This window comes from Neorhizobium sp. PAMB6716 (assembly GCF_058242805.1).
The window spans coordinates 2,851,353-2,876,743 of the sequence record NZ_CM177835.1; the positions used below are offsets into that span (position 1 = coordinate 2,851,353).

18 protein-coding genes are annotated in these 25,391 nt (G+C 62.5%); 10 read left to right on the plus strand and 8 right to left on the minus strand.

Annotation, left to right across the window (positions count from 1 at the left end; all coding sequences use genetic code 11):
• Positions 1-52: 52 nt before the first annotated feature.
• Positions 53-478: a large conductance mechanosensitive channel protein MscL gene (gene mscL, locus AC4CWH_RS13915; RefSeq protein ID WP_491285438.1), complete on the minus strand. Its 426-nt coding sequence runs from the start codon at positions 476-478 to the stop codon at positions 53-55.
• Between the two features lie 224 nt (positions 479-702).
• Between mscL and AC4CWH_RS13920 the strand changes: the two genes are divergently transcribed.
• Together AC4CWH_RS13920 and AC4CWH_RS13925 are read left to right on the plus strand one after the other, a co-directional pair.
• On the plus strand, positions 703-4,206 hold the full coding sequence (locus tag AC4CWH_RS13920; RefSeq protein WP_491319189.1) for a PAS domain-containing hybrid sensor histidine kinase/response regulator: 3,504 nt from the start codon (positions 703-705) through the stop codon (positions 4,204-4,206).
• A 203-nt stretch (positions 4,207-4,409) separates the two neighbouring features.
• Complete coding sequence (locus AC4CWH_RS13925) at positions 4,410-5,678, plus strand: OpgC family protein (RefSeq protein WP_491319190.1); 1,269 nt, start codon at positions 4,410-4,412, stop codon at positions 5,676-5,678.
• 107 nt (positions 5,679-5,785) lie between these two features.
• Here the strand turns inward: AC4CWH_RS13925 and AC4CWH_RS13930 are convergent, their stop codons facing one another.
• Positions 5,786-6,904 carry a sensor histidine kinase gene (locus AC4CWH_RS13930; protein WP_491319191.1) on the minus strand — a complete coding sequence of 373 codons (1,119 nt, stop codon included), beginning with the start codon at positions 6,902-6,904 and terminating at the stop codon, positions 5,786-5,788.
• A 261-nt stretch (positions 6,905-7,165) separates the two neighbouring features.
• Here AC4CWH_RS13930 and AC4CWH_RS13935 point away from each other — a divergent pair, with 261 nt between their 5' ends.
• Together AC4CWH_RS13935 and AC4CWH_RS13940 are read left to right on the plus strand one after the other, a co-directional pair.
• Positions 7,166-7,534: a CidA/LrgA family protein gene (locus tag AC4CWH_RS13935; RefSeq protein ID WP_491319192.1), complete on the plus strand. Its 369-nt coding sequence runs from the start codon at positions 7,166-7,168 to the stop codon at positions 7,532-7,534.
• Positions 7,534-8,256: an LrgB family protein gene (locus AC4CWH_RS13940; RefSeq protein WP_491319193.1), complete on the plus strand. Its 723-nt coding sequence runs from the start codon at positions 7,534-7,536 to the stop codon at positions 8,254-8,256. The genes AC4CWH_RS13935 and AC4CWH_RS13940 overlap by 1 nt, the downstream gene beginning before the upstream one ends.
• Positions 8,257-8,345: 89 nt before the next feature.
• On the opposite strand, the gene AC4CWH_RS13945 is transcribed toward AC4CWH_RS13940, so the two are convergent.
• The 4 genes from AC4CWH_RS13945 to AC4CWH_RS13960 all read right to left on the minus strand — a co-directional run bounded on the left by AC4CWH_RS13945 (position 8,346) and on the right by AC4CWH_RS13960 (position 14,644).
• Positions 8,346-8,846, minus strand: coding sequence for a histidine kinase (locus tag AC4CWH_RS13945; RefSeq protein ID WP_491319194.1), 501 nt, complete (start codon positions 8,844-8,846; stop codon positions 8,346-8,348).
• A 229-nt stretch (positions 8,847-9,075) separates the two neighbouring features.
• Positions 9,076-11,292, minus strand: a complete 2,217-nt coding sequence (locus AC4CWH_RS13950) for a 3-hydroxyacyl-CoA dehydrogenase NAD-binding domain-containing protein (RefSeq protein ID WP_491319195.1) — start codon at positions 11,290-11,292, stop codon at positions 9,076-9,078.
• Positions 11,293-11,470: 178 nt separating this feature from the next.
• Positions 11,471-12,679 (minus strand): acetyl-CoA C-acetyltransferase, encoded by a 1,209-nt coding sequence (locus AC4CWH_RS13955; RefSeq protein WP_491319196.1) that lies wholly within the window; start codon positions 12,677-12,679, stop codon positions 11,471-11,473.
• 171 nt (positions 12,680-12,850) lie between these two features.
• Positions 12,851-14,644 (minus strand): acyl-CoA dehydrogenase C-terminal domain-containing protein, encoded by a 1,794-nt coding sequence (locus AC4CWH_RS13960; RefSeq protein ID WP_491319197.1) that lies wholly within the window; start codon positions 14,642-14,644, stop codon positions 12,851-12,853.
• 405 nt (positions 14,645-15,049) lie between these two features.
• On the opposite strand from AC4CWH_RS13960, the gene AC4CWH_RS13965 reads away from it, so the two are divergent.
• From AC4CWH_RS13965 to AC4CWH_RS13975, 3 genes are all read left to right on the plus strand, one after another.
• Entirely contained in the window at positions 15,050-18,826 is a 3,777-nt protein-coding gene (locus AC4CWH_RS13965; protein ID WP_491319198.1) for a peptidoglycan-binding protein, read from the plus strand.
• A gap of 209 nt (positions 18,827-19,035) precedes the next feature.
• Positions 19,036-19,965, plus strand: a complete 930-nt coding sequence (locus tag AC4CWH_RS13970; RefSeq protein ID WP_491282660.1) for a sulfite exporter TauE/SafE family protein — start codon at positions 19,036-19,038, stop codon at positions 19,963-19,965.
• Positions 19,962-20,762, plus strand: coding sequence for a TIGR02186 family protein (locus AC4CWH_RS13975; protein WP_491319199.1), 801 nt, complete (start codon positions 19,962-19,964; stop codon positions 20,760-20,762). The genes AC4CWH_RS13970 and AC4CWH_RS13975 overlap by 4 nt, the downstream gene beginning before the upstream one ends.
• A 59-nt stretch (positions 20,763-20,821) precedes the next feature.
• Here the strand turns inward: AC4CWH_RS13975 and AC4CWH_RS13980 are convergent, their stop codons facing one another.
• Positions 20,822-21,610 (minus strand): DUF4394 domain-containing protein, encoded by a 789-nt coding sequence (locus tag AC4CWH_RS13980; RefSeq protein WP_491319200.1) that lies wholly within the window; start codon positions 21,608-21,610, stop codon positions 20,822-20,824.
• Between the two features lie 188 nt (positions 21,611-21,798).
• Here AC4CWH_RS13980 and AC4CWH_RS13985 point away from each other — a divergent pair, with 188 nt between their 5' ends.
• The 3 genes from AC4CWH_RS13985 (at position 21,799) to AC4CWH_RS13995 (ending at position 24,638) form a co-directional block, all read left to right on the plus strand.
• Positions 21,799-22,374: a sigma-70 family RNA polymerase sigma factor gene (locus tag AC4CWH_RS13985; RefSeq protein ID WP_491319201.1), complete on the plus strand. Its 576-nt coding sequence runs from the start codon at positions 21,799-21,801 to the stop codon at positions 22,372-22,374.
• A complete protein-coding gene (locus tag AC4CWH_RS13990) occupies positions 22,371-23,111 on the plus strand; it encodes an anti-sigma factor (protein ID WP_491319202.1) in 741 nt (246 codons plus the stop codon). Before AC4CWH_RS13985 ends, AC4CWH_RS13990 begins: the two co-directional genes overlap by 4 nt.
• Before the next feature lie 213 nt (positions 23,112-23,324).
• Positions 23,325-24,638 carry a histidine-type phosphatase gene (locus tag AC4CWH_RS13995; protein ID WP_491319203.1) on the plus strand — a complete coding sequence of 438 codons (1,314 nt, stop codon included), beginning with the start codon at positions 23,325-23,327 and terminating at the stop codon, positions 24,636-24,638.
• A gap of 3 nt (positions 24,639-24,641) precedes the next feature.
• Here AC4CWH_RS13995 and pdeM read toward each other — a convergent pair whose 3' ends face one another.
• Positions 24,642-25,370, minus strand: coding sequence for a ligase-associated DNA damage response endonuclease PdeM (gene pdeM / locus AC4CWH_RS14000; RefSeq protein WP_491319204.1), 729 nt, complete (start codon positions 25,368-25,370; stop codon positions 24,642-24,644).
• Positions 25,371-25,391 lie beyond the last annotated feature (21 nt).

Here is a 25,391-nt window from a genome sequence, read left to right on the forward strand (position 1 = left end):
CCCATGAGTTTCGGTGAGAGCCTGATCGAATTTGGTGATGGATGACGCGTGCTTACCGCGGCGCCTTCAGGAGATCGCGGATTTCCGTCAGCAGCTGCACATCTGCCGGCGGCGGTGCAGGCGCTGCTTCCGGCGGCTTTTTCTCGTCATGGATGCGGATGCGGTTCACCGCCTTCACCATCATGAAGATGATCCAGGCGAGGATGAGGAAATTGAGCAGCACGGTGAGGAAGTTGCCATAGGCAAAGACGGCGCCCTGCTGCTTTGCCGCAGCCAGCGTATCGGCGGTGATCGCCGAATTGAGCGGAATGAAATAGTTGGAAAAATCGATGCCGCCGACGACGACGCTGACAATGGGCATCACCACGTCGTTCACCAGCGATGTGACGATGCCGGTAAAGGCGCCGCCGATAATGATGCCGACCGCAAGATCGATGACATTGCCCTTGGCTATGAAGGAACGGAATTCGGAAATCATCGACATGGCTGTCCTCTCGGTGATGCTTGCAAAGATTAAGGCAATATATCGCGCATCCGCCGGCTGGAAAGATGCAAAGGTGCGCCTGCCATCGCGATATCCCGTCTCTGGCCCTTATTGTACTTTTTGCCAACAGCCAGCTTCATTTCCAAGCCGCATGCTTTGGCGTAGATTGCAGGCGCCGGTAAAACCTGCCGGCACGCGTGGAGGGGTGCGGAGGGTTCATGCTGCCTGGCTGGGTGATATTGCTGTCGGCCTGCGCCTACATTCTGCTGCTGTTTGCCGTGGCAAGTTACGGAGACCGCAGGAGCCGGCGGCTTGGCGTGCCCAAACGCGGCCGCCCTGTCGTTTATGCCCTCAGCCTTGCCGTCTATTGCACCTCCTGGACCTATTTCGGCGGCGTCGGCCTTGCCTCGGAGCGCGGGCTGGAATTCACCGGCATCTATATCGGCCCCATCCTCGCCTTCACGCTCGGCATGCCGCTCATCCGGCGCATCGTGGAACTGGCGAAAGCCGAAAAACTAACCTCGGTTGCTGATTTTATCGCCGCCCGCTACGGCAAGAATTCCACCGTTGCCCTCATCGTCGCGATCATCTCGCTGGTCGGGGCCATTCCCTATATCGCGCTGCAACTGAAGGCGGTGTCGGACTCTGTCGCCACCATCGTTGATCCCGGCCAGTACGGCATCGGCAGCGGAAATCTCTATTTCCTCGATCTGGCGCTGATCGTCACCCTGCTGATGGCATGTTTTGCCGTGATGTTCGGCACGCGCCACACCGATGCGACAGAACATCAGGATGGATTGATCTTGGCGGTCGCCATGGAATCGGTGGTGAAGCTGGTTGCCTTCTGCACCATCGGGCTTTCGGTGATCTTCCTGATTTTCGACGGCCCGGCCGATCTCTGGGCGAAGGCGGCAGACAACGCGCTGGTCAATGCGGCGCTGACCTACCAGACGCCGCTGCCGCGCTGGCTGATGCTGATCGGCCTTTCCGGCTTCGCCATCCTGATGCTGCCGCGCCAGTTTCATGTGACGGTGGTGGAAAACCGCACGGCTGCCGAGCTGAAAATGGCCGGCTGGCTGCTACCGCTTTATCTCATCGCCATCAATATCTTCGTGCTGCCGGTCGCCGTCGGCGGGCTCATCGAGTTCGGCGGCGCTGGCAATGCCGATCTGTACGTGCTGCAACTGCCACTTTCCAAGGAAATGGCGTTTGTCACGCTGATCACATTCATCGGCGGTTTTTCGGCAGCCACCGCCATGGTCATCGTCGCCTCGGTGGCGCTGTCGATCATGATCTCGAACGACATCGTCATGCCGATCTTCCTGCGCCGCAAGCTGATGACCTCGGGCGGCCACCGGGCGGATTTTGCAAAACACCTGCTGCGCATTCGCCGCACCGCCATTTTCGGGGTGCTCATGCTGGGTTACGGTTATTACCGGACCGCCGATTCCGGTACCGGTCTCGCCTCGATCGGCCTTCTGGCCTTTGCCGCCATCGCGCAGATGGCGCCGGCGCTGTTTGGAGGTCTCTTCTGGCGGCGGGCCAATGCGCGCGGCGCCATCGTCGGCATGTGCCTTGGCTTCCTCGCCTGGGCCTATCTTCTGTTCGTGCCAAGCCTTGGCGGGCCGGACAATTCGGCGCTGGCGGCAACCGTGCTGGATTTTATCGTACCCGGCACGACGCTGTTTTCCGGGCCGGATGCCGATCCGCTGGTCAACGCCGTCCTGCTCAGCCTCATCCTCAACAGCGTCGCTTTTGTCATCGGCTCGCTGTCACGCAATCCGCGCCCGATGGAGCGCATCCAGGCCGGCATTTTCGTGAAGCGCCACCTGCGCTCGCAATTTGCCACGCGCGGCTGGAAAACCCGCGTCAGCGTCGGCGATCTGAAGGCCGCCATCGCGCGGTATCTCGGCGAGGAACGCATGCTGCGCTCCTTTGCCCATTATGAGCGCACCGCCGGCCGTCGCATTGCCGACAAGGAGGCCGCAGACATGGCCTTCATCCATTTTTCCGAACAGTTGCTCGGCAGCGCCATCGGCTCCTCCTCGGCCCGCCTCGTGCTGTCGCTGATCCTGCAGAAGGCGGAGGATACAAGCTCCGATACCGCCTGGCTGCTCGATCAGGCCAGCGAGGCGCTGCAATACAATCAGGACATGCTGCAGACGGCGCTCTCCCAGATGGACCAGGGCGTGGCGGTGTTCGACAGTTCCGACCGGCTGGCGATCTGGAACCGCCGCTTCCGCACGCTGCTCGATCTTCCCGAACAGGTGGGACAGGTCGGTTATCCGCTGAGCGACATCGTCGGCATCCTCACCGACCGCGCCGATATCTCGGCCGAGCACGGGGCAACGGTGATGGGGCGCATCAAGGCGCTGGATACGCCGTTCTCGCTGGTGCTGCGTGGCGGCGAACGCATTATCGAAGTGCGCTCCAACGCCATGCCGGATGATGGTATCGTCGCCACCTTCACCGACATGACCGACCGCGTGGCGGCAGCACAAGCATTGCGGCAGGCCAACGAAACGCTGGAACAGCGGGTGGAGGAACGCACCGCCGAACTGACACGCGTCAACCGGGAACTGGCGGAAGCGCGTGCATCCGCCGAGGAGGCAAACCTTGGCAAGACGCGGTTTTTTGCCGCTGCAGGCCACGACATTTTGCAGCCGCTGAATGCCGCACGCCTTTATTCCTCCTCGCTGGTCGAGCGGCTTGGTCAGTCGGAAAACAGCGCCATGGTGCGCAACATCGATTCGGCGCTGGAATCGGTGGAGAGCATTCTCGGTGCCGTCCTAGATATTTCGAGGCTCGATACGGGCGCCATGAAACCGCGCGTCACCTCCGTCTCGCTGGATGATCTGCTGCGGCGCATCGAGACTGACTTTGCGCCGATTGCCCGTGAAAAACGCCTGAAGTTCCGCGTCATGCGGACATCCCTCAACGTGCGCACAGACCCCAACCTGCTGCGCCGGCTGGTGCAGAACCTTGTCTCCAACGCCATCAAATATACGATCAGCGGCAAGGTGCTGGTGGGGGCACGCCGGCGCGGACGCGACGTGGTGATCGAAGTGGTGGATTCCGGCATCGGCATCCCCTCCTCCAAGTTCAAGACGGTGTTCAAGGAGTTTGCCCGGCTGGACGAGGGCGCGCGCACCGCAGCCGGCCTCGGCCTTGGCCTCTCCATTGTTGACCGCATTTCGCGCGTGCTCTCCCATCCGGTCGAGCTTGCTTCGACACCGGGGCGCGGCACGATTTTTAGGGTCAAGGTTCCCCGCGATCTTGCACGCCCGCGAGGCCTTGGCGTGAACGCAGGCGCCCAGCCGCTGCCGCAACCGCTCTCTGGCCTGAAGGTGCTGTGCATCGACAACGAGCCGAAAATCCTTGAAGGTATGGCGCTGCTGCTGTCTGGCTGGGGATGCACAGTCACGAGCGCCGGTTCGCTTGATGCCATCGACCACCTGCTGGAGAACCCGGGGGCAAGCCCGGACGTGGTGATTGCCGATTATCATCTGGATGACGGCACCGGGATCGAGGCGATCCTGAAGCTCAGAACGCGGATCGGCGGCGCTGTGCCCGGCCTGCTGCTGACTGCCGACCGCAGCCAGGATGTGCGGGCGGAGGCGGAAAAATACGGGCTCAGCCTGCAGCACAAACCGGTGAAGCCGGCGGCGCTGCGCGCCTATGTCACGCAGGCGGCGGCCATTCGCCGGGCCGCTGCCGAATAGGCATCCGCCGCAAGCTTGCCCCTCGCCTTACCATTCATTTCTGGTTAATGCCGTATTTGTGACAATCGCTTCGTTACAAGAAGTGTTGCGCTGCGGGAACCGCCCCGCTTAAACCGCGTTAAATGGCCAAACTTCCTGCCCGTAGAGGCATCACGGACCGACCGGCGCGAGCCTTCGGACGCTACGAGACGGAGACGCGACCGATGAAACGTTATGACCTCATTGACGGTATGCGGGGATATTTCCTCGTTTTCATGTTGATCAACCACCTGATCTTTGCAGGCGGCTACTGGCTGGTGAACATCAATCACAACCAGCTCGCCTTTGTGGAAGATGCGCAAGGTTTCGTTTTCCTGTCGGGCCTGCTGATTGGCATGGTCTATGTGCGCAAGATGGCGAAAAACGGCTATGCCGCGGGTCGCCAGGCGATCTATTCGCGCGCTTTCGAGCTGTATCGCTATGCCATGGGCATCGTGATCTGCGTGCTGGCAGCCCAGATGGTGCTGCCGGGCGCCTATTACATCTGGTACAACTGGCTGGGCTACACGACGTTTGATGATCCGTGGCGTCTGGCGGCCATTGCGAGTTTCGTCTTCCAGCCGACCTTCATGGATATCCTGCCGCAATACATCATCTACATGCTGTTTGCGCCGATCCTCGTGAAGCTCGTCATCGACGGCAAGTGGGCGCATGTCATGGCAGGCTCCCTGATCCTCTGGATGGCGGGACAGCTTGGCCTGCAGAAGATCGTTACTGATCCGATCAACAGCTTTTTCATGCGGCCGGACGACCAGGGTATTCGCGCTTCGTTCAACCTGCTCGGTTGGCAGATCGTGTTTTATTCCGGCCTGGTGCTGGGGGCGCTGACGTCGCTCAACCGCATCAACTGGGGTAAGATCTTTTCGCCTGAGAATACGTTCATTCCGACGATCTGCGTGCTCATCTGCGGTTTCTTCCTGCCGCTGCGCATCATGACCGCTCATGGCATGATGCCGGCTGAACTGGCGGGCAAGTTCGCCACGATGGAAATCCGCGCCGATTTTGGCCCGGTTTACCTCATCAACTTCGTCGCGGCCGCAACGCTTCTGACCTGGATGGTGATTGCCGGACCGAAACACAAGGCGCAATGGGTGCAGCGCATTGCAAACGGCATCATCTGGGTGCTCTCGCTCAAATTCCTGCAGCTGCTCGGTCGCCATTCGCTTTATGTCTATGTCTGGCATGTCGGCATCGTCTACGCGGTCTATTATTTCGATGGCCGCACGCCGGAGCTTTCGGAAGTGACGAAAACGATGATCGCCTTCAGCTGCATCGGCCTTCTCGCGATCCCTGCCCTGTGGCGCGAACGCGACAAGTGGCTGACGCTGGACGCCGGCGGTGCTTCCCCCCAGACGGCCAAGGCGAATACATCAAAGGTCGGACTTTCCCCCAAACCGGTCCTCGCCTCCAAAACGGCGCCCAAGACCGCCTGAGCAAAGAGGCCAGACACGTGATCAAGCGGCGGCACCGGCAACGGTGGCGCCGTTTTACTCTTGCGGGCAGTGGATAACCGAAGCGCGTTTGGCGGCGCCTATGACGATCAGGCCTGAACGTTCTGCGCGCGCATCTCGAAATGCACGACGAGCCCTGTCGGCTCATAGGACAGACGGCATTCGCCGCCGAGGCTTGCCGACATGCGGCGCACGAGATCGGTGCCAAATCCCTGGCTTGTCGGAAGGGCAACCGGCGGACCGTTCTGTTCGCGCCAGACGAGATCGATGAGGTCGCCAGCTTCAGCAGGATCCTGCCCCTCTGCCGAACGGCGGTGCCAAGACACGACGATCTGCCCGACATCCTGCGACAGTGCACCGTATTTCAACGCATTGGTGCCAAGCTCGTGGATGATGAGGCTGAGCGAGATGATGGTGGCGCCGTTGAGGTTGAGTCTTGACCCCTCGAATGCCAGCCTCTCACCTTCCGACAGACCGAGCGGTTCCAGCGCGGCAAGGATCGCCTCGCGGATATCGGCACTGCCGCCATGCAGCGAGCCGCGCAGCAGCGTGATGGAATGGCCCATGGCCTGCACCCGCTGGCGCAACTGGCTGCCCAGTTGCTGCGGGGTCGTGGCATGGCGCTGCGACAGGGCGATCAGGCCACTGGTGGTGGCCAGCAGGTTCTTCAGCCGGTGATCCACCTCTTCCGAGACAAGCTGCTGCAGCTGCAGGTTATAAGCGAGATCATCACGCACCCGCACCTGCGATCCGTAGGCGGCCAGCAGCAATTGCAGGAGGCCGAGATCGATGGCGATGACGAAGAAATAAAACGCCAGTGCCGTAATCGCCGGAACCGTCAGGGCAAAGGAGGCCACCGGCGGAATGAACCAGTACCAGGCGACGAGCCCGCAGATCATCGTGTTCATGAGGGCCGGATAGATGCCAAAGCAGAAACCGGTGAGGATCACGGCCGGGAAAAACGTCAGGTAAGGAAAACCGGGCGGCAGGTAATCATCCACGAGGAAACGTAAGGCAACGGCAATGACTGCGATAACCAGCGAGATCAGGTAGGCATAAACCTTCTCCCGCACAGTCGATTGCTGTGTGGTGGAGCGGAAGGCAGGCAGGCGCGACAGCAAGCTCACGACGCGATTGTCTCGCGCGGCAAGCCGGCTGAAAGCCAAGGCCGCCCGCGAGGGTGCCTCGCCCTTGCTTCCCATGAACATCCATCCCCCTTGCGGCCTTGCGCTTTGGCAATTCCGACTGTGTGCCCCACGCCGTATGCGACTGTTTCTTATGTAGAAATGCGACAGATACCACTATCGCAGGCGCCACCGAAACCGCAACAGGAAAACGTGAGCCTTCACGATGCATTTCCGCCTCTTCTCATAAGTGTGGCAGGATCGCTGCCCTCCCACCGGGGGATGCGTGACGTATTCCCGCAACCGGGCTAGTCTCGCGCCATTCACACCCCGTCGGAGACCATCATGTTACGCGGCATCGCGGCTCTTCTTCTTTTCCAGCTCCTTGGCGAAAGCCTTGTTTTCCTGACCAAACTGCCGGTTCCCGGACCTGTTGTCGGGCTGGTTCTGCTGTTTCTCGCCCTCCAGCTCGGCCGGCGCACGGGACGTGCGCCTTTTCCCCAGGTGGAAGGGGCAGCCGGTGCACTTCTGTCCAATCTGGGCCTGCTGTTCGTTCCGGCCGGTGTCGGCATCGTATCGCTCTGGGGCGTCCTGCAAGCGCAGCTTGGCCCAATTGCGGTGGTTCTGATCGCCTCGGCCGCCTTCACCCTTGCCGTCACCGTCTGGACCTTCATCGCCGCACGCCGGTTCTTCGATGGAAAGTGGGGAGCCTGATGCGCAGTCCCGTCGATCTCTGGGTCTACCTTTCCACCTCGCCGCTGATCTGGCTGACACTGACCGTCTGCACCTGGATTGCCGCCTCCGAACTGTCGGTGCGCCTGAAGCGCAATCCGCTGGTCAACCCGGTTCTCACCTCGGTCATCTTCCTGTCGGCGGTGATGACAGTGTTTCACATCCCTTACGAAAAATTCTTTGCCGGCGCGCAGTTCGTACATTTCCTGCTCGGACCCGCAACGGTTGCCATTGCCGTTCCGCTTTACCTGCAATGGGATGAGGTGAAGCGCGTTCTGGCACCGATCGGGGTGGCGCTTGCCGTGGGGTCCGTTGCCGCCGTGCTTTCCGTCGTGGTGCTTGGAACGCTGGTTGGCCTGCCGCGCGAGATGATGATTTCCTTCCTGCCGAAATCGGCAACGGCGGGCGTTGCCATGGCGATCTCCTCGTCGCTCGGCGGCAATCCTTCGCTGACGGCGGTGCTGGTGATCCTCACCGGCATTATCGGCGCCCTCATCGTCACGCCGCTGATGAACCGTATGGGCATCCGCGATTATGCCGCGCGCGGCTTTGCCGTCGGCCTCACATCGCACGGCATCGGCACGGCCCGCGCCTATGAAGTGGACCCTACAGCCGGCCTTTTTGCCGGTATCGCCATGGCACTCAATGCCATTGCCACCTCTCTGATCGTGCCCATCGCCGCGCGGCTGCTGCTGGGGGCATGAATTGTCCCGGCGGCGCACCGCAAATGGGTGCGCCGCCGGGCACCAAGCTTGTGTTCGAGGCGCCCCGGAACGATCCGCAGAACGCGGTTTCAGGGAGCCGGCTTCAGCGAGGAGATGATCGCCAGCAATTCGTCACCGTGCTTCTCCTGCTCGCCCTTGGTGCCCCAATAGGTGATCAGCAGCAGCTTGCCGGGCTTGGGCGACAGAACCGACAGACCAACATTCACCGGCCCATCCCTGTCAGTGCCCGTCCAGTCGAAATTGGACATGCTCATGCCGTTGATCATCTCCTCCGACTGCTTCTGCGACGACCCATCTATGGTGACACCGGCCTCCTTCAGAAAAGCCAGGGCATCATCGATCACCTTGTCGCTGGTCTTTTCATCGGCGATATCGATGGCGAGATAGATCGCGCTGTCATCCGAGGTTGCCTGGATGCCGCTTTCGGTTTCTTCCGGACCCCAGCTTTTGGGGATCGAGATGCTGGCAATAGGAGCATCGCTCGGAAATACCAGGGTTTTCATGGCAGCGAAGGACGCAGATGGAAACAGCATGGCTGCGAAAGCGGCAGCGACAATGATTTTCTTCACGGAACGTGATCCTTGTGAGAAGAGAGGCTGAGTGGAAAGAGAGGCCGGCGTGTCGGCACAGTCTGAAGCGCACCGGTTGCCCGCTGTACTACACGAAATTGCTCAGCCAGCCGTGAACAGGCTTGGTAACCGGAAGGACAATTTGGGGCGGCCAAGGAAAGGTGTGCCTGAAACGGCAAACAGGCCCCTTTCGGAGCCTGTCCACTAATCCAATAAAGTCCGATGCGGATCACGCCGCCTTCTGCGCCGCGCCATAGGGATCGAACCGCGTGTAGAACGTGTCGCCCTTGGCAGCCATGTCGAGAAGCAGCGGCGTCGGCTTGAAATGCTCGCCGTATTGCCCGGCCAGCGTTTCGCAGAGCGCCACAAACGTCTTCACGCCCATGCCATCGATGTAGGACAGCGTGCCACCGGTATAGGGCGCAAAGCCGAAGCCAAGGATGGAGCCGACATCGGCCTCACGCGGGTCCGTCACGATGCCCTCTTCCATGGTGCGGGCCGCTTCCAGCGCGATGGTGACGAGAAGGCGCTGTTTCAGCACATTCACATCGACCTCGGAGGCGGGCTTCTGGGGATAGAGATCCTTGAGGCCCGGCCAAAGAGACTTTTTCGCGGGCTTTGCCGGATAATCGTAGAAACCGCGTGTGTTCTTGCGGCCGCGACGATCGAGATCGTTCACGAGCTTATCGACCAGCGCCATATGCGCGGGCTTGACCGAGGCTTCACCGAGATCGGCAATCGAGGCCTTCATGATCTTCTGGGAGAGATCAACGGCCACCTCGTCATTGAGCGACAGAGGCCCGACCGGCATGCCCGCCATCTTGGCGGCATTTTCGATCATGGTGGCCGGCACGCCTTCGATCAGCATGTCATAGGCTTCGTTGATATAGCGGAAGACGCAGCGGTTGACGTAGAAGCCGCGGGTATCGTTGACAACGATGGGGGTCTTCTTGATCTGGGCGACGTAATCCAGCGCCACGGCCAGAGCCTCATCCCCGGTTTCCTCGCCCAGGATGACTTCCGTCAGCATCATCTTTTCGACCGGCGAGAAGAAATGCACGCCGATGAACTGTTTTGGACGTTTTGAATTCTTCGCAAGGCCGGTGATCGGAAGCGTCGAGGTGTTGGAGGCAAAGATCGCGCCTTCCGGCAGCACGGCCTCGACCTTTTCGATGACATCCTTCTTGACCTGACGGTCCTCAAAGACGGCTTCCACGACGAGCGAAACATCCGACAGGGTGGAATAATCGGCGGTGGGGGTGATGAGGGAGAGCAGCTTTTCGCCGTCTTCCTTGGTCATGCGGCCCTTACCGATCTGGTCTGCCACCAGCTTTTCCGAATGCGCCTTGCCCTTGGCGGCGGCCTCTTCATCCCGGTCGATCAACGAGACGGCAATGCCGGCGGCGGCCGTCACATAAGCGATGGAAGCGCCCATGAAGCCTGCGCCGACGACGCCGATTTTCGAAAGCTTCTTTTTCTCGATGCCGGCGGGGCGGCGAGCACCCTTGCCCAGTTCCTGCATGGAAATGAACAGCGAGCGGATCATCGAAAACGCTTCTGTCGTGCGCAGGATTTGTGTGAAATAACGCTGCTCGACCTTCAGTGCCGTATCGAAGGGCAGTTGCAGGCCTTCATAGACGCATTTGAGGATGGCAAGCGCGCCTGGATAATTGCCTGCGGTTTCGCGGCGGAGGATGGCGGGAGCGGCCGGCCAGAGCTGGGCAGCGGCCGGTGTCCAGATGCCACCGCCGGGGACTTTGAAACCTTTTTCGTCCCAAGGGGCGACGGGCTTCAGGCCGTCCTTGATCATCTGTTTGGCGGCAGCAACAAGTTGGTCGGGCTCGACCACCTGATGCACGAGGTTCATCGCCTTGGCGCGGGCGGGCGTCAGGGTCTGGCCCGTCGTCATCATCTGCAGGGCATCCTGCGTGTTGGCAAGGCGCGACACACGCTGCGTGCCGCCGGCGCCCGGAAAGATGCCGACCTTGACTTCCGGCAGCGCGAGCTTGACGGACTTGGCATTCGAGACCACACGGCCATGGCACGACAGCGACAGTTCCAGCGCGCCGCCCATGCACACGCCATTGATGGCGGCCACCCACGGCTTGCCATTCGTCTCGATCTTGCGCCACAGCCAGGTCATGCGACCGGCCTCCTCGAACAGCTTTTGCATGGCCGTATCGGGGTTTTTCGTCTGCTCTTCCTGAAGAAGCGTGAACATGCCGCGGATCATGGTGAGATCCGCACCGCCGGAAAAGGCGGACTTGCCCGAGGTGAAGACGACGCCCTTGACGGCCTCGTCCTTGACGGTGGCATCGACGATGGCATCGATTTCCTGCATCACCTCGACGGTGAAGACGTTCATCGACTTGTCCGGCATGTCCCAGGTGACGAGGGCAATGCCGTCTGCGTCGGTCTCAATGGTGAAATTCTTGTAGGTGCTCATGATGGGGTACCTCTTCCCTTAAAATTGTGCCGATGGGCGTATCGCCCCCTCACCCCGCCTCCGCTTCGCTCGGCGACCCTCTCCCCGAGGGGAGAGGCGATCCGCAAGCGCTGCGGCTCCTGCCCCCTTCTCCCCAGCGGGGAGAAGGTGCCGGCAGGCGGATGAGGGGGCCTCGCCATCAAACGCGTTCGATGACGGTGGCCGTGCCCATGCCCGCGCCGATGCAAAGGGTGACGAGCGCGGTATTGAGATCGCGGCGCTCCAGTTCGTCGAGCACGGTACCCAAAATCATCGCGCCGGTGGCACCGAGCGGATGGCCCATGGCAATCGCGCCGCCATTGACGTTCATCTTGTCGTGGGAGATGTCGAAGGCTTGGCAGTAGCGCAGGACGACGGCGGCAAAGGCCTCGTTGAGTTCGAAGAGGTCGATATCGGAGATCGACATGCCCGTGCGCTTCAACAGCTTTTCCGTGACATCGACCGGGCCGGTCAGCATCAGCGCCGGATCAGAGCCGATATTGGTGAAGGAGCGGATGCGGGCGCGCGGCTTCAGGCCCATGGACTGACCACCGGCTTTCGAGCCGACGAGAACGGCGGCGGCGCCATCGACGATACCAGAGGAATTGCCGGCATGGTGGACATAGGTGATGCGCTCGACTTCCGGATGCGCCTGCAGGCCGACGGCTTCGAAACCGCCCATTTCGCCCGGCATCTGGAAGGACGGATTGAGCGCTGCCAGCGACTGCATGTTCGTTTCGGGCCGCATATGCTCGTCGCGGTCGAGGATGGTCAGGCCGTTCTGGTCTTTGACGGGAATGACCGATTTGGAGAAATAACCGTTTGACCAGGCGTGTGCGGCGCGCTTCTGGCTTTCAACCGCATAGGCATCCACGTCATCGCGGGAGAAGCCATACTTTGTGGCGATGAGATCGGCGGAAACCCCCTGCGGCATGAAATAGCCGGGGAAATTCACCGAAGGGTCCATGTACCAGGAGCCGCCGGACATGCCCATGCCGACACGCGACATCGATTCCACACCGCCGGCGATGACGATATCATCCGAGCCCGCCATGACCTTGCCGGCGGCGAAATTGACGGCATCGAGACCCGACGCGCAGAAACGAGAAATCTGCATGCCCGGAGCCTTCACCGAATAGCCGGCCTCGAAGGCGGCAGCCTTGGGGATGACGGCGCCGGCATCCATGACCGGATCGACGCAGCCCATGATGATGTCATCGACGGTTGCCGTGTCGAGCCCGTTGCGGTCGCGGATGGCTTCCAGCGTTTTCGCAGCGAGACGGACGGAGGGCACCTCGTGCAGGGATCCATCCTTCTTGCCACGGCCGCGCGGCGTGCGCACGTGGTCGTAGATATAGACTTCGGTCATTGTGTCTCTCCCTTGGGCGCGCGGGGCGCCTGAAATTTTCCATCTCTCCCTTCTCCCCAGCGGGGAGAAGTGCCGAGCGCATGCGAGGCGATGAGGGGGCCATTGGCGCTTTCGCCTGCCGCCCCCTCATCCGGCCTTCGGCCACCTTCTCCCCGAGGGGAGAATGGACCATCAAAACGCTTCGGCGGCCAGTTCCATCAACGTGTCGCAGCCGGCTTCGATGCGGACCTTGCGAAGCGCCGTTTCCGGCATGATCTTGTCCATGTAGAAGCGTGCCGTGACAAGCTTCGTCTTGAGGAAATCATCCCGCTCGTCGCCTTCGGCCAGAAGATCCTGCGCGGATTTCGCCATCTTCGCCCACATGTAGCCGAGCATGACGAGGCCGAAGAGGTGCATGTAATCGGTAGAGCCGGCACCGGCATTGTCGGGCTTTGCCATGGCGTTCTGCATGAACCACATGGTGGAGGCCTGCAGGTCGTTGAGCCCCTTCTTCAGCGCCTTGGTATAGGGCGCCATGGCTTCGTTTTCGCGGTTTTCCTCGCAGAAATCGCCGATTTCCTTGAAGGCGGCCATGACGGCGCGGCCGCCGTTCAGCGCGAGCTTGCGGCCAACCAGATCGAGCGCCTGGATGCCGTTGGCGCCCTCATAGATCATGGCAATACGGGCATCACGGACATACTGGCTCATGCCCCATTCTTCGATATAGCCATGGCCGCCATAGACCTGCTGGGCCATCACCGCATGGTCAAACCCCTTGTCGGTCATCACGCCCTTCAGGATCGGGGTGGCAAGGCCGAGCAGATCATCGGCGGCCTGGCGTTCTGCGGCATCGGAGGAGCGGTGGGCGATATCGGATTTCAGCGCCGTCCACAACATGAAGGCGCGGCCGGCCTCGTTGAAGGATTTGATGGTCATCAGCGTGCGGCGGATATCCGGATGCACGATGATCGGATCGGCCGATTTTTCCGGCGCCTTGGGGCCTGACAGCGAGCGACCCTGAAGACGATCCTTGGCATAGGCGACGGCGTTCTGGTAGGCGATTTCGGAGATCGCAAGCCCCTGCAGGCCGACGCCGAGGCGGGCCTCGTTCATCATGACGAACATGGCGTTCAGACCCTTGTTCTCCGCGCCGATCAGGTAGCCGGTGGCGTCGTCATAGTTCATCACGCAGGTGGCATTGCCGTGAATGCCCATCTTGTGCTCGATGGCACCGCAGGCAACGCCGTTGCGCGCCCCGACCGAGCCGTCCTCATTGACCAGAAACTTCGGCACGATGAACAGCGAAATGCCCTTGGTGCCCGCCGGCGCACCCTCGATGCGGGCGAGAACCAGATGGACGATATTGTCCGTCATGTCGTGTTCGCCGGCGGAGATAAAAATCTTCTGGCCGGACAGCTTATAGGAGCCATCGCCCTGCGGCACCGCCTTGGTGCGCAAGAGGCCAAGATCCGTGCCGCAATGTGGTTCGGTGAGGTTCATGGTGCCCGACCACGTGCCCTCGATCATTTTCGGCAGATAGGTCTTTTTCTGCTCATCGCTGCCGTGGACGAGAATGGCGGCAATGGCGCCCTGCGTCAGGCCCGGATACATCATCAGCGACATGTTGGCGGCAGACGTATATTCGCCGACGGCGGCATGCAGCGTGTAGGGAAGGCCCTGCCCGCCAAACTCCTCCGGCACGGCAAGGCCGATCCAGCCGCCTTCGCAATAAGCATCATAAGCCTGCTTGAAACCTTTTGGCGTGGTCACCGAACCATCGTCGGCGCGCACGCAGCCTTCCTGATCGCCGGAGTAATTGAGCGGAAACAGCACCTCTTCGGACAGGCGTCCGGCTTCGGAGGTGATGGCCTCGATCATATCAGGCGTTGCATCGGCAAAGCCCGGCAGGTTGTTGTAACGCTCGATGCCGAGCACGTCTTTCAGGATAAACAGCGTATCGGTGACCGGGGCCTTGTAGACGGGCATTTTCGCGAACTCCTCCAAATCGGCGGCCGGATCAACCGGCATTCATGACCGTATAAAATATTGACGTGCGCGTAAACGTCAATGGAATAAATTGTCGCTCTGCGTCGATGAAATTGCCGTCATTGAAGCCGCAAATTGCGGCGTTTCCGGCACGCTGTGCAAACTTCGTTAAAACTTTGCTCTCTCTTAACACGGTATTAACTACGTTTCGCGAAATGATGGGGAACGCCGTGGCAGCAGTGCTTCGGTCATTGGGCAGGGACGGTGCCAGACGCGGAAAAGTTCAGCCATGGGACCACGTCCATGGTGCAACCGGCTGAAAGAGGCGCCGTCAGGCATGCCTTGACCAGTGGCTGGACGGATCCATCCGATGCAACGCGACGTGCGCAGCAAAACGAGTAGAAGATGAACGGATCACGCCTCAACACCAACGCCCGCGGAGAACGCTCTTCTCTCGATGCGCTGAACCGTACCATCGAGGGACTGGAAGCGCGCATCGAAGGCCTGCTGAAGGCATCGACCCCGCGCGAGGCGCAAAAGGCGGCACCTCTGCCATCTGAGCCGACCCCGCGAATGCCTGTGAGCGAACCGCCCGCCCGCCCGCACTCCGATGCGCTGGCCGAAATACGCGAGCGCCAGCGTATGCTGGATGCCGCCCGCGAACGCCGCACCGCCAGCGCCGATTTTGCGCCCCGTCTGCCCGCCCAGCCGGTCCGGGAAAGCGAAGGCCGTGACGAGGGGAGACCCGTCGAACCGCGCCGCCCAGCCCATGCCCCGAGCCCTGCTTCGGCCCTTGCCCGCGCCTTGGACACCCGCCCAAGCCCGCGCCCGGCCGCAGAAAGCAACAATACCGGCACCATTGCCCAGGCGCTGCATGATTTGCGGCGCGAGTTGCGCCAGGATATTTCCGAAAACATTGCCCGCGAAATGCAGGCGCTGCGCGATGACGTGCAGTCCATGCGCGGTTTTGCCGATGGCCGCGATCTCGGCGCGGACCTGCGCGACGAACTGGCGCGGCTGGCCGATGGCATCGACATGCTGTCCAGCCGCACGCCGTCTGCCGCCTCCGACCTGCGCGGCGAACTGGATGACCTTCGCGCGCTGATCGATGGCCTTGCCCGCCAGGACAGCCTGCACAGCATGGAAAACCGCTGGAGCGCCGTGGAAGAACGGCTGGAGGAATTTGACGCGAGCGGCATCCAGAAGGAACTGATCGCGCTCGCCTACCGCATCGATGGCGTGAAGGCCGAGCTTGGCACCATGGCCGACAGCCCGGCGATCCGCACGCTCGAAGACAAGGTGCTGATGCTGGCCGCCGTGGTGGAAGACCTTGCCCAGCGCCCGCTGGAGAGCGAACATGTGTCCGGCCAGTTTTCCCATATCGACTACCGGCTGGACGAGCTGAGCCGCGCCGTTGCCGCCAACAACACCCGCCCGCGCAACGAAGCGGCCGAACACGAGGCGCTGCGTCGCCTGGAGGAACGGCTGATCGGTCTTCACGACAAGATCGAAAGCCTTGCCCATGTGCAGGATGCCTACCGGCTGGAAGAACGGCTGGAGGAACTGGCCGAGTTCTTTGCCCGCGGGCCGCAGCAGAACATTGCCGGCTCGCTGGCCGATCTCACCGCCCGGATCGAGGCGCTGGCAAGCGAACACACAAGCGACGGCCTTGGCCGCCGGCTGGAGGATCTGACCCATCGGATCGACACTCTCGCCACCGCGCCGGTTGTCTCCGATATCGGGCTTGGGCGGCTGGAAATCCGGCTGGACGAGATTGCAGCCCGCCTGGAAGAGGCAAGTGCCGCGCCGCAGGGCGACAGCCTTTCGCTTCTTGGCCTCGAAAAACAGATCGCCCATCTTTCCAGCCTGATGAGCGAGCCGAGGCGCGAGGCAAGCCTTCCCGACGACTTTGACCAGCGCATGGCCGCCATCGAAGGTTATATGGCGACCAGCGACGAATATGTGCTGGAGGCCGCCCGACAGGCCGCCGAAACCGTGATCGAGGCCTATTCCCGCAACGGGCGCGGCACCGGCAGCGATGCGACACCCGATACCGCAACGCTTCTGGCGCTGGCCGAAGACCTGCGCCATCTTGAAGAACTCGCACGCGGCTCGGAAGAGCGCACGCAGCAGACATTCACTGGCCTGCACCGCACGCTGAACGAGATTGCTGAGCGGCTGGACAGCATGGAAGGCCGGATGGAAGGCCGGATGGGCGAGCGGCAGACGGCGCTGTTTGGCGGGGCGCCGCTTGCGCCCCCCCGGACGGACACCCAGACCGCCGTGCGCCCGCCGATGGCGCAGCAAAAAACAGGTCCTGCCCCGACGACACCCGAAGCGGGCGAGCCGCGCGGCATGCTGGCGCGTGCCAACGAGCAGTTGATGGCGCAAACGGCCGGCAGCCCTGCCGTGATGGAACCCGACGCCGACGAGAGCGACGCCACAAACGGGAAAGACACTGCCCGTGGCGGCCTTCTTTCCGGCCTTTCCAGGCGCTTTCGCAGATCCGGGCGCGCATCGGCCCAGAAGAACAAGCGCACGCGGGTAGACCCCACCCCTTCGCTCGATCCCGGCACAGCAGTTGCTTCCGACGAGGCCGACGAGAGCGGCGACAACGCCCTTCTGGAGCCGGGCTCGGGTACGCCTGATGTGCGCAAGATCCTTGAGCGGGTGCGCGCCACGCAAGCGGCTGCCGACGCTGCCCTGGCAGCTGAAGCCAGACAGGGCGAAAGCGCGCCTGATGGCACCGAAGGCGAGCGGATGGATTATATCGCCGCTGCCCGCCGGGCCGCAAAGGCTGCGGCGCTGGAAATGGGGCAGGCCCCTGCGGACACCGTTTCGAAGGGGAACGCAAACGGGATCACCGCGCCTTCCGGGGTTCGCGCCACCTTTGCGCGCCACCGCCGCCCCATCCTGATGGCGGTTGGCGCCGTGCTTCTGGCACTGATGGCCATGCCGCTGTTCAACACGCTGACACGCAGCGAAAAGGCGCCCGCCGCATCCATCACCACCGGCGAGGCAACCCGCCCAGCAGCGACGTCGGATGTCGCAGCCGTCGCTCCCCAGAAGCTTGTGGCGCCGGCTGTCTCCGAAACTGGAACGGCCGCAATACCCGCTGCGGCGCAGGTTGCCGCCCCGGCACCGCAAACATACGCAATACCAGGCGCTGGCCTTCAGGCGCCGGCCGAAGCATCCGCGAATGCCACGACACCGGCCGAGGTTGCCGCAGTGCAGCCGGCACCGCAGCCGGATGTGGTGAGGCAGTCCCTGCCCGTAGAAGCCGCAGCCCCGATGGACAGCACCGGTGCTGCCGAGATCGTCGTTCCCGCAGGTCTTGGCCCGCAGCCGCTGGCCGATGCCGCAGCAGAGGGCAATCCGCAGGCGCTGTTTGAGATCGGCGCACGCTTTACCGAGGGACAGGGCGTCGCAGCCGATCCGGCAGAGGCTGCCCGCTGGTATCGCCTTGCCGCCGACCGCGGTTCTGCGCCGGCGCAATACCGCCTTGGCAGCCTTTACGAGAAGGGAACCGGGGTCACCAAGGACCTTACCCGCGCCGTCAGCCTCTACGAACAGGCGGCGAATGCCGGCAATGCCGGCGCCATGCACAATCTGGCCGTGCTCTACGCCTCCGGCGCCACGGGAGGCGCCGATTACCGGGCGGCTGTCGAATGGTTCGGCCGCGCCGCCGATCTTGGCATTACCGACAGCCAGTTCAACCTCGCGATCCTGTTTGCACGCGGCAATGGCGCGGAACAGAACCTGGAAGAATCCTACAAGTGGTTTGCCATTGCCGCCAATGGCGGCGACCGCGATGCCGCCGCCAAACGCGATGAAGTGGCCAATGCGCTGAAGCCGGCGCAGCTGGAAAGCGCCAAGGCACGGCTTGCCAACTGGAAACAGCAGCCGCTGGACGCCAGGGCAAACGGCACCAACATTCCCGCCGACTGGTCAACCAGGGCAGATGCTGCCGCCGGCATCGACATGGGCAAGGCGATCCGCAACATTCAGGCGATCCTCAACCGCAACGGTTATGACGCCGGCCAGCCGGATGGGTTGATGGGCAAAAAGACGGTCACGGCCATTCGCGCCTTCCAGCGCAGCAACGGGCTTGCCGAAGACGGCAATATTTCCGAAGCGCTGGTGCGCAAGCTTCTGGAAAAGAACAAGGTGCAGGGAGCCTGAGACAAGGCCGAAACCGATCCGCCACAGCGGGCCGAAATCCTTGTTTTCCGCGGCTTTTCAATTGACTCGAAAAACGCGGCAGCGCATGACGGAAGCCTAGCACCGGTGCGTGACAGCGTCCGGTTAGACCGTCGATTTCATGCGCCGCACGGGTGGTCCCTCGCGAAGCCGCCCGCGACGGCGGAGCCATTTCTGCTTAAGGAACGCCCGTGACTGTGTATCTGCCCATCGCAGAGCTGTCGGTGAACATCTTCATCATTCTCGGCATGGGCGCAGCCGTCGGTTTTCTGTCCGGCATGTTCGGCGTCGGCGGCGGGTTTCTGATCACGCCGCTTCTGATTTTCTACAACATTCCCCCGGTGGTTGCCGTGGCAACCGGCGCAAACCAGGTCGTCGCCTCCTCCGTCTCCGGTGCCATCAGCCATTTCCGCCGCGGCACGCTGGATGTGAAACTCGGGAGCGTGCTGCTGATCGGGGGTCTGGCGGGAGCCACCGTCGGTGTGTGGATCTTTTCCTGGCTGCGGCGGCTCGGCCAGCTCGACCTGATCATTTCACTGCTCTACGTCGTGTTCCTCGGCACGATCGGCAGCCTGATGCTGGCGGAAAGCCTGCGCGCCATGCGCCGGGCCGCCCGCAACGAGGCGCTGCCGCTCAAACGTCCGGGCCATCACAACTGGGTCCATCGGCTGCCGCTCAAGATGCGCTTCAAGAAATCGAAGCTTTATCTCTCGGCCATTCCCGTTGTGGCGCTGGGCTTCGGCATCGGCATCCTCACCTCCGTCATGGGCGTCGGCGGCGGTTTCATCATGGTGCCGGCGATGATCTATCTCCTGCGCATCCCGACAAATGTCGTTGTGGGCACATCGCTGTTCCAGATCATTTTCGTCACCGCCTACACCACCATCGTGCAGGCCGCGACGAACTATTCCGTCGATATCGTGCTCGCTACGATCCTGATGGTGGCGGGCGTCATCGGCGCGCAGTACGGCGTGCGTGTCGGCCAGAAGCTGCGCGGCGAACAGCTGCGCGCGCTTCTCGGCCTGCTGGTGCTGGCCGTTGGCCTGCGGCTGGCGATCGATCTCGTGGTGACGCCGGCCGATATCTATTCGATCGCCGTCGGAGGCTTTGGCAACCGATGATCCGCGCGCTCCTGCTGCTGCTTCCCTTCCTTCTGCTTGCCGAGACGGCAAAGGCCCAGGTGCCGCTTGGCCAGGGGCCATCAGCCGTGCGCGAGGGGCTGGAAATCGGCACCTCCACAAGCGAAATCGCCATCACCTCGGATTTTCGCGGCGCAGATCTCACCGTGTTCGGGGCGCTCAACAATGCCGACGAACTGTTTCTCGCTATCGGCCAATATGATGTGGTGGTGACGCTGGAAGGCCCGGTGGATTATGCGACCGTGCGGCGCAAGCAGCGTGTGTTCGGCATATGGATGAACACCGATTCCATGACCTTCGAGCAGGTGCCGGAATCCTATTCCATCGCCAGCACGCGCCAGCTTGAGGATATCCAGACCGCGCCCTCGCTCAACCGCCTCGGCGTCGGCATCGATCACCTGACACTCTCGCCCACCGGCTTTGTGGGCAATGGCACCGAGATTACCGAGTTTCGCGAGGCCTACCGTCGCCTGAAGCTCTCAAACGGCCTTTACCAGCGCGATACGAGCGGCGTGCGTTTCGTCAGCCCCAGCCTGTTTCGCGCCACACTGCGGCTGCCGGCCAATGTGCCGGATGGCGTGCATGTGGTGCATGCCTATCTGTTCAAGAGCGGCGAGTTGATCCAGAGCCGCGACCTGCCCCTGCGGGTGGTGAAGACCGGTCTTGAGCAGACCATTACCGATGCGGCACACCAGCAGCCGCTGGCCTATGGCCTGTTCAGCGTCTTTGTGGCGCTCATCACCGGCTGGGGCGCCAGCATCATGTTCCGCAAGGATTGAGTGCGGAAACGCCGGGTGCCTGGCACCCGGCGTCCTGTTTTCGAGATAAAGACGCCAGCTTACATCGCCGGCAGCACGGCAATGTCGCGCACGGAGCGGTTTGCGCCGGTGATTTCGCCGGACTTGGTCGCCTTGCCGGTTTTAAGATCGACGGTGTGGACGACATTATCAGCCACAAGCCATGCGGTATTGGTCCCGTCAGCCGTCGTCTGGATATCGAAGGCATAGGTGGACGGCGTGGCGGCAAGGCCAAGCTTGCCGACGGCCTTCAGCGTGCCATCGTTCGGCTTGGTCTGCTGGATCAGCCCGCCGATAGTGGCATCGATATTGTACATGGCCGTCTTTTCCGGCTTGCCATGCGAATTGGTATAGGCGGCGGCAACGATGGCCGGCGTCTCGCCCTTGTGCATGTCGCCCTCCTCGAAGGCGAGGCTGCCATCGACGGTGACGGCACCGGTATCGGGGTGGACGCGGTGATTGGTCGTGCCGGTCATGAAACGCAGGCGGTCGGCAGCCGGGTTGAAATCGACGATGACAGGCGTTTCACCGATGGCAAGCGGCTTGTCCATGCGCGCAAGTTCCGTCGTGCGGCCGGTTTCGAGATCGATGGTGACGATGACGCCTTCCGGGGTGACACCAACCAGCGTGCCGTTGGAGGGGCGCAGATCAATGCCGACAAGGCTCTGGACGCCCTCGACTTCGAGCGTTTCGGTTACCTTGGGCGTCTGCGTATCAAACATCACCAGCGTCTTTTCACCGACGAGCCCGACGGCAGGCGCTGCGAAGACAGAGCCGGCGGAAGCGGCAAGCACGGTGGATGCGACAAGCAGGGTCTTGGTCAGTTTCATCATCGGTCTCCCGTTGTTAAATGGATGGTAGAGCACGCCCTGGCGGGGTTTTCCTGAACGCACTCTCCAACCCCTAGACACACGGGGACCGGCCCATGGATGCAGCGGCCAAAAATATTTTTTCAGTTTTTTCGCAGCGCTTGCATCCCGACAGGGCTTTCGTGCGTATTGGGAAGAGACAGCAAGAGATGGAGGACCAGGCCTTGGCGGCAGCGGAAATGGCAGCGGACGGGCTGGACCGGGAGCTTTTTGCTTGTGCGCGCGGCGATGCGCTGGCGCTGAAGCGCATTTTCGACCGCGAGGCCGGGCGCCTGACTGCCATTGCAGAGCGGATCGTCCGGCGACGGGACCTCGCCGAAGAGGTGGTGCAGGAGGCCTTCATCAACATCTGGACCAAGGCCCACCAGTATAGCCCCGACCGCGGTTCGGCGCGCGGCTGGATCCACGCCATCGTGCGCAACCGCGCGCTCAACCTGCTCCGCGACGGCAGCCGCGAGGATCTGGTCGATGCCGAGCGGCTGGATGCGATGCGGGAAGCCGACCAGATGGACGATGTGCTTTCCGCCTTTGCGGCGCTTGACCGCGACAGCCGGCTGCGCGCCTGCCTCGACACGCTGGAGGAGACCCGCCGCCGGGGCATTCTGATGGCCTATGTCGGCGGCTACAGCCATGGCGAGATTGCCGGACGCCTGCGCCTGCCGCTCGGCACCGCAAAAAGCTGGATCCGCCGCGGCCTTGCCGCCCTTCGGGAGTGCATGGCATGACCTTTGAAGATGTCCACGCCATCGCCGACGATTACATGCTGGGGCTGCTGGAACGGTCCGATGAACTGGCCGTGGAGGCCGAGATGGCGCGCAACGACGACCTCGCACGCGCCGTGGCCGCCGCCCGCGATCGTTTTCTGCCGCTCGACATGACGGCCACGCCCGTGCCCGTCAGCAGCACGCTCTGGCAGCGGATCGAAACCCGTCTGCAGGAGACGCCGGCAGGCGATACGTACAGCCGGATGAACCCGGATAGCCCGCCGCAAGCCTCACCTCTCGCGGCAAACGACAATGCCGCCACCCGCGCCGCCAGCCGTTGGCGCCGTGCAGCCTTTGGCGGGCTGGCCGCCAGCCTCCTCATGGCGGCGGGCCTTGCCTTCAGCCTCACCCGCACCGTGGAGCCTCTGGTGGTGGCTGTACTCGTCAACGAGGCCGGCGCCGTGCAGGCGGTGGTTGAGGATTTCGGCTCCGACCGCGCCGTGGTGCGACTGCTCGAGGATCTCAAGGTTCCGGCAGACCGCACGATGCAGGTCTGGACGCTTCCCTCGCGCGAGATGGGGCCGGTCTCGCTCGGCCTGCTTGATGATGGCCGCTCGACGCGACTTGCGCCGCCACCCCTGCCACGCCCGCAGGATGCGCAGCTGTATGAGATCACGCTGGAACCTGCCGGCGGCTCGCCGACCGGGCGTCCCACAGGGCCGATCCTTGCCAAGGGTTTTGCCAAGCTGCCACGCTGAGTCCGCACGAAAGCCGCTTCGCAACCGGCGCGTTCGCCGCATGCGTTACCATAAAGAGATGGCCACAGAGGAAGAGAGCGGACGGGCGCATTTCGGCCACAAATTTGTCGCGGCACGTTCATGTAACCTTATTACAGCGAACGCCGGGAGGACGCCGGATGGCGCCTCCCCTGCGCGACGCGGCCCGCCGCCAATCTTCCTCCCGGAGCCTCCATGGTCTGGAAATCTGCTCTTCGCCTTGCCCTTAGCTTTCCGCTTTGCCTTCCGCTTGCCCTGCCCGCTGCCGCCGCCGGCACGCAAGGGGCAGCGCTGACGCCGGACAAGTATATCGCCATCATGCGCCACGGCGTGCGCCCGCAAACCAGCAGCAAGGAATTGTTGCACTATTCCGCGAAAGCCTGGCCGGTCTGGGATGTGGCGGATGGCATGCTGACGGCGCATGGCGCAAAGGCTGCCGAAAAGCTGGCGGGCTGGGAAATGTCCATGCTGCGCGACAAGGGGCTTGTGGCGCAGAGCGGCTGCCCGGCACCCGGTGACGTGTTCGGCTGGGCAAATGGCTCGGTCCAACGCACCATCGATACGGGCAATGTGATCCTCTCCACCATGTTCCCCGGCTGCGGCCTTGCCGTGGGTTTCAACAAGACCGGTGACGTGGACGTGCTCTATGCCGCTTCCGATGCTAGCCTCGGCGCGATCGATCCCGAACAGGCAAAGACCGCCATTCTGGACGCGGCCGGCGGCAATTTCGATGCGATGAAGGCGAAGGCCGCACCGCTGATGAAGGAGCTTGATGGCATTCTCGGCTGCGAAACGAGTGCCTGCTCGATGGCGGATCGCCCCTGGACGATCGACATGAAGGAGGCCAAGGGCGAGAAACCCGCCAGCGTCTCCGTCAAGGGACCTCTTGCCGAAGCCGGCACGCTGGTTCAGGTGTTTCTGCTGCAATATGCCAACGGCTTTCCGGCAGATCAGGTGGCCTTCGGCAAGGCTTCGACATCCGCCGACATCATCCGCCTGTCAGAGCTTCGCCAGTGGAAATATGACGTGGGCAACCGAGTGCCCTATCTGGCGCGCCGCGATGCCTCCAATTTTCTGAACCAGATCCTGCTCGCAACGGCGGCCGGCACGACTGAGGCGACAGGCACCGAGGGCCCTCCGGACGCAAAGTTCCTGCTGTTCATGGGAAGCGACACGCAGCAGGCGGAAGTGGCGACCCTTCTCGGGCTGCACTGGCATATCCCACCCTATGTGGACGATGAAACACCGCCAACGGGCGCGCTGACTTTTGAGCGGCTGCATGATGCGACGGGCAAGGCCTATGTGCGCCTTGGTTTTGTTGCCCCGACACTCGACCAGATCCGCGAGGCTTCGACGCTTGACGCGAAAACGCCGCCGCTGCAGGCCATGGTCACGCTTCCCGGTTGCGAGAGCGAGCTGGTGGAAGGCGCCTGCCCGCTGGAGAGCTTTTTGAAGATCGCGCGTGCCACGCTCGACATGAGCGCGGTGGCAAATCAGGCCTACCAGTAGGGGTCAGCCGATCAGGCTGTCGAAACGGACCGAATAGATCCGGTCCCGGCCGAGAAGATGGGCAATGAGGGCGGCACGGTCGAACAGGCCGTGCATGGCCTTGTGCTTGAGGTCGATCCCGCCGGTGAGCACCCCGAAGGCGGGCATGACGAGGCGGTTGCCATCCGTGGCAAAACAGGGCCGGCGCACATATTTGCCGCGCCGGCCAACGGTTGCCGACGGATGCAGGTGGCCGGCGACCTCGCCCTTGCCGGCGACAAGGCTCGGTTCGTGGCGGAAGACGAGACCACCATAGACGAATTCGTCGGCACACTGGCCCGGCAGGTCGACCGTGCCATCCGGATCATGGTTGCCGTTGATCCAGATCCAGTCGCGCCCGCGCGCAAGGCCATTGATCGTGTCGCGAAACGGCTGCGGCATCAACTGCGAGCCCCGCCGATCATGAAAATTGTCGCCGAGTGAAATCACGATCTTCGGATCGTAGCGGGCGATGACGGCCGACAGGATGTTGAGCGTCGCCAGCGTATCGTAGGGCGGCAGCATCATGCCGCGCCGGGCAAAGGCTGCGCCTTTTTCCAGATGCAGATCAGAGACGACGAGCACGCCATGATCCGGCAGGTAAAGCCCGCCAAGGGGATCGCAGACGGCCACGACGCCATTGACGAGGATCTCGGCACCGGCTGCAAGGCTCGTGATGTCTGCGGCGGCAACCGCCAGTCTCTGGTTCATCATCGTCGTCTTCTGTGGCGAGCC